3 protein-coding genes are annotated in these 3,232 nt (G+C 53.5%); 1 reads left to right on the top strand and 2 read right to left on the bottom strand.

The genetic code is table 11. The features are described from left to right. Both ABYV89_RS15875 and gap read right to left on the bottom strand, forming a co-directional pair. Positions 1 to 701, bottom strand: a 701-nt coding sequence (locus tag ABYV89_RS15875) for a phosphoglycerate kinase (RefSeq protein ID WP_432823911.1), incomplete at its 3' end; no start/stop codon positions are given. Positions 702 to 783: 82 nt separating this feature from the next. After that, a complete protein-coding gene (gene gap / locus ABYV89_RS15870; RefSeq protein WP_432823910.1) occupies positions 784 to 1,785 on the bottom strand; it encodes a type I glyceraldehyde-3-phosphate dehydrogenase in 1,002 nt (333 codons plus the stop codon). 376 nt (positions 1,786 to 2,161) lie between these two features. Here gap and ABYV89_RS15865 point away from each other — a divergent pair. Further along, on the top strand, positions 2,162 to 3,232 hold a 1,071-nt coding region (locus tag ABYV89_RS15865; RefSeq protein WP_432823909.1), incomplete at its 3' end, for a PAS domain S-box protein.

Raw genomic sequence — 3,232 nt, 5'->3', positions numbered from 1 at the left:
GCTCCCTGAGCTTTGAGAAAGGTGTAGGCCATGCCGCCGCCGATCAGAAGGGCATCGACTTTGCCGAGCAGGTTTTCGATGACGGTAATTTTATCGCTGACCTTGGCTCCGCCGAGAACGGCGACAAAAGGCCGCTTGGGGGCGGCAAGCGCCTGTCCCAGATAAAGAAGTTCTTTTTCCATAAGAAATCCGGCCGCCGCCGGAGTCAGGATGCGGGCGACACCCTCGGTCGAGGCATGGGCGCGATGAGCGGTGCCGAAAGCATCGTTGACGTAGAGATCGGCCAGTGTCGCCAGTTTCCCGGCAAAGGCAGGATCGTTTTTTTCTTCGCCTGCGTAGAAGCGCACGTTTTCCAGCAGCACTACATCGCCATCCTGCATCCCGGCCACAAGTTTTTCAACTTCCGGGCCGATACAATCGGGAGCCATGATGACTTTGCGGCCAAGCAGGTCGGCCAGGTAGGGAGCCACTGGCGCCAAGCTGTATTTCGGGTTGACCTGGGCCTTGGGACGACCGAGATGGGAGGCGAGAATCAGTTTGCCACCCTTTTCGATGATGTGGCGGATGGTCGGCAGGGCGGCTACGATGCGGGTATCGTCGGTGATCGTGCGATTGTCGTCGAGGGGCACGTTGAAATCGACGCGGCAGAAAACACGTTTACCTTTAAAGTCGAGATCTTTGACGGTGACTTTGTTGAACATCGAGGACTCCGTTAGGATGATCGGGGCGGATAAATTAAAGGGCAGGATCTGACGATCCTGCCCGAAGTCGCATCAGGTTATTTTATTTGGACAAGATGTAGCCGACCAGGTCGAGCACGCGGTTCGAATAGCCCCATTCGTTATCGTACCAGGACATCACCTTGACCATGTTGCCGCCAATGACATTGGTGCAACCTGCATCGATGGTCGACGAGGCGGGGGATCCGTTGAAGTCACAGGATACCAGCGGCTCTTCACAGAAGACGAGAATTCCCTTGAGTGGTCCTTCGGCGGCTTTTTTGAGGGCCGCGTTGACTTCGGCGACCGTTGTTGTTTTCTCGGTTTCAACCACCAGGTCGACCATCGAAACGTTAGGGGTCGGGACGCGTACGGCGAGGCCGTCCAGTTTTCCCTTGAGTGCCGGCAATACCAGCGAAACCGCCTTGGCAGCGCCCGTCGTCGTAGGAATCATGGACAGGGCGGCAGCACGGGCCCGGCGCAAGTCACTGTGGGGCAGGTCGAGGATCTGCTGGTCGTTGGTGTAGGAGTGAATGGTGGTCATCATCCCTTTGACAATACCGAAGTTTTCGAGCAGGACTTTAGCCACCGGTGCCAGGCAGTTGGTGGTGCAGGATGCATTGGAGATAACATTGTGGCTGGCGGCGCTGTAGTCACCTTCATTAACTCCCATGCAGACGGTCAGGTCGACGCCCTTACCGGGTGCGCTGATGATGACCTTTTTGGCGCCGGCCTGGATATGCTTGGAGGCGGACTCCTGGTCGGTGAAAAGGCCGGTTGATTCGATGACGATATCGACGCCGAGTTCTTTCCAGGGCAGGGTCGCCGGGTCACGCGATTTGAGAACCTTGACCGGCTTGCCATTGACAATGATTTCACCGTCGCCAGCCTTAACGGTTGCCTTGAAGGTGCCATGAACCGAGTCGTATTTGAGCAGGTGGGCCAGGGTTGCCGCATCAGTGAGGTCGTTAACGGCGACGATTTCAATGTTTTTCATGTCCGCAGCCGCGCGGAAAACGTTTCTGCCAATGCGCCCGAAGCCATTGATCGCAATTTTAGTTGCCATGAATTTTCTCCTTTTGAAAATCTTAAAGATATTAGTCTCTTACCGAAGTCTCAATAGACAGGCACTTAAATGATTGTTGGAATGTAAAATCATAGACAATGGAGCCAGAGTCGTCAACCATTATTCATTGGAATGGCATGAATGAGTCATTGCTCTTTTGGTGGTACTGTGATAGAAAAATTCTGTTGTGGCTAATGGGTGTTAGTCGTTTTTTTCGTGTGTGAGTCTACCTGAGCGCACAATAAAGGTAAATGGTTTTTCTCTTCAGCCACTCCTGATTGCAAGGTCAAAAGCATCTCTTCTGAACTGCCTGTCTCTGTAACCGTACAATTGCTTTTAGTTGCATTAATTACATGAATCGCAGTCAGCCTAAGCCATGAAAAATACACTTGAAAAACGCATTCTTATATTTGTGTTCCTGGTTCTCGGCCTGACGATAGCGGTCAATACCGCGTTGAACATCGAGGGGTTCAGGCGTGATTATCGTGACGGTCTGGTGTTGCGTTGCCAGAGCGTCTCTGCTGAATTGAAGGCCTCGATTGAAAAAGTTCTGGCCCTGGGACTTCCGCTCGACGAACTCGAAGGGATCAATGCCCGTTGCCAGGAGATCGTCGGCAGTGATCCTGAAATCAGCTATTGTCTCATCGAAAACACGGTTGGGCAGCCCCTTTATTCCAGTGATCCTTCCTTTCATTTTTTTACCGGTGTCCAGTTTCTCAAGGCTCTCAACGATTCGACCGCTTTGCTGATGACGACACGCTGGGGCAAGGTCTACGATCTATCTGCTCCTCTGTTCGATGCCGGTGGCCAGCTGGCCGGGCGAATCCGTATCGGATTTCCGGACACCATCCTGCAGGATCGTACCGAAAAGGCCTTTCAGCGTTCTTTGGTTATTTTCGGCACGGCTTTTCTGGTGATTTTTGCCCTGGTGTTCCTTTTTATCCGGCGGGACCTGGTCGGCCCCATTCATCGTCTCTGCGATGTCGCCAAAGAAATTGCCGCCGGCAATTTCAAGGTCATCGTGCCGCCCATGTCGACCCCGGACTTTTCTGAGCTGGGCACCGCCCTCCAGGAAATGGCAGCGTCCCTTAAGGAGCGTGATCAGCAGATCGGCGAAAATTACCGGGAGCTCGAAGAGACCAACCGCGAACTCCAGCTTTCTTACGAGCGGCAGGAACAGATCGGCACCGAACTCGGCCGCAGTCGTGAAATGTACCGCTCTCTGCTCGAGGATGCTTCCGATGCCATCCTGGTCAGCGACGAAGAGGATCGCCTGGTGCTGCTGAACAAGGCGGCGGAGTCTTTTTTCGGCGTTTCGAGAAACACCGTGCATGGCAACAACGTGTTCACTTTCTGGGAAAAGTTGAAAATCGAAAATGTCGAGATGCAGTACGAAATGCATCAGAGCATCCTCCACGGGATGTTTCACGAGGCCGAGGTTCGTTTT

The sequence above is a fragment of the Trichloromonas sp. genome (genome assembly GCF_041583255.1).
Classification (GTDB): domain Bacteria; phylum Desulfobacterota; class Desulfuromonadia; order Desulfuromonadales; family Trichloromonadaceae; genus Trichloromonas.
Note: the sequence above shows the minus strand (reverse complement) of the source record. Positions and strands in the feature narration are given on the sequence as shown.

Coding starts and splice junctions, on each gene's coding strand:
- gap (WP_432823910.1), bottom strand. CDS start 1,785: ATGGCAACTAAAATTGCGATCAATGGCTTCGGGCGCATTGGCAGAAAC.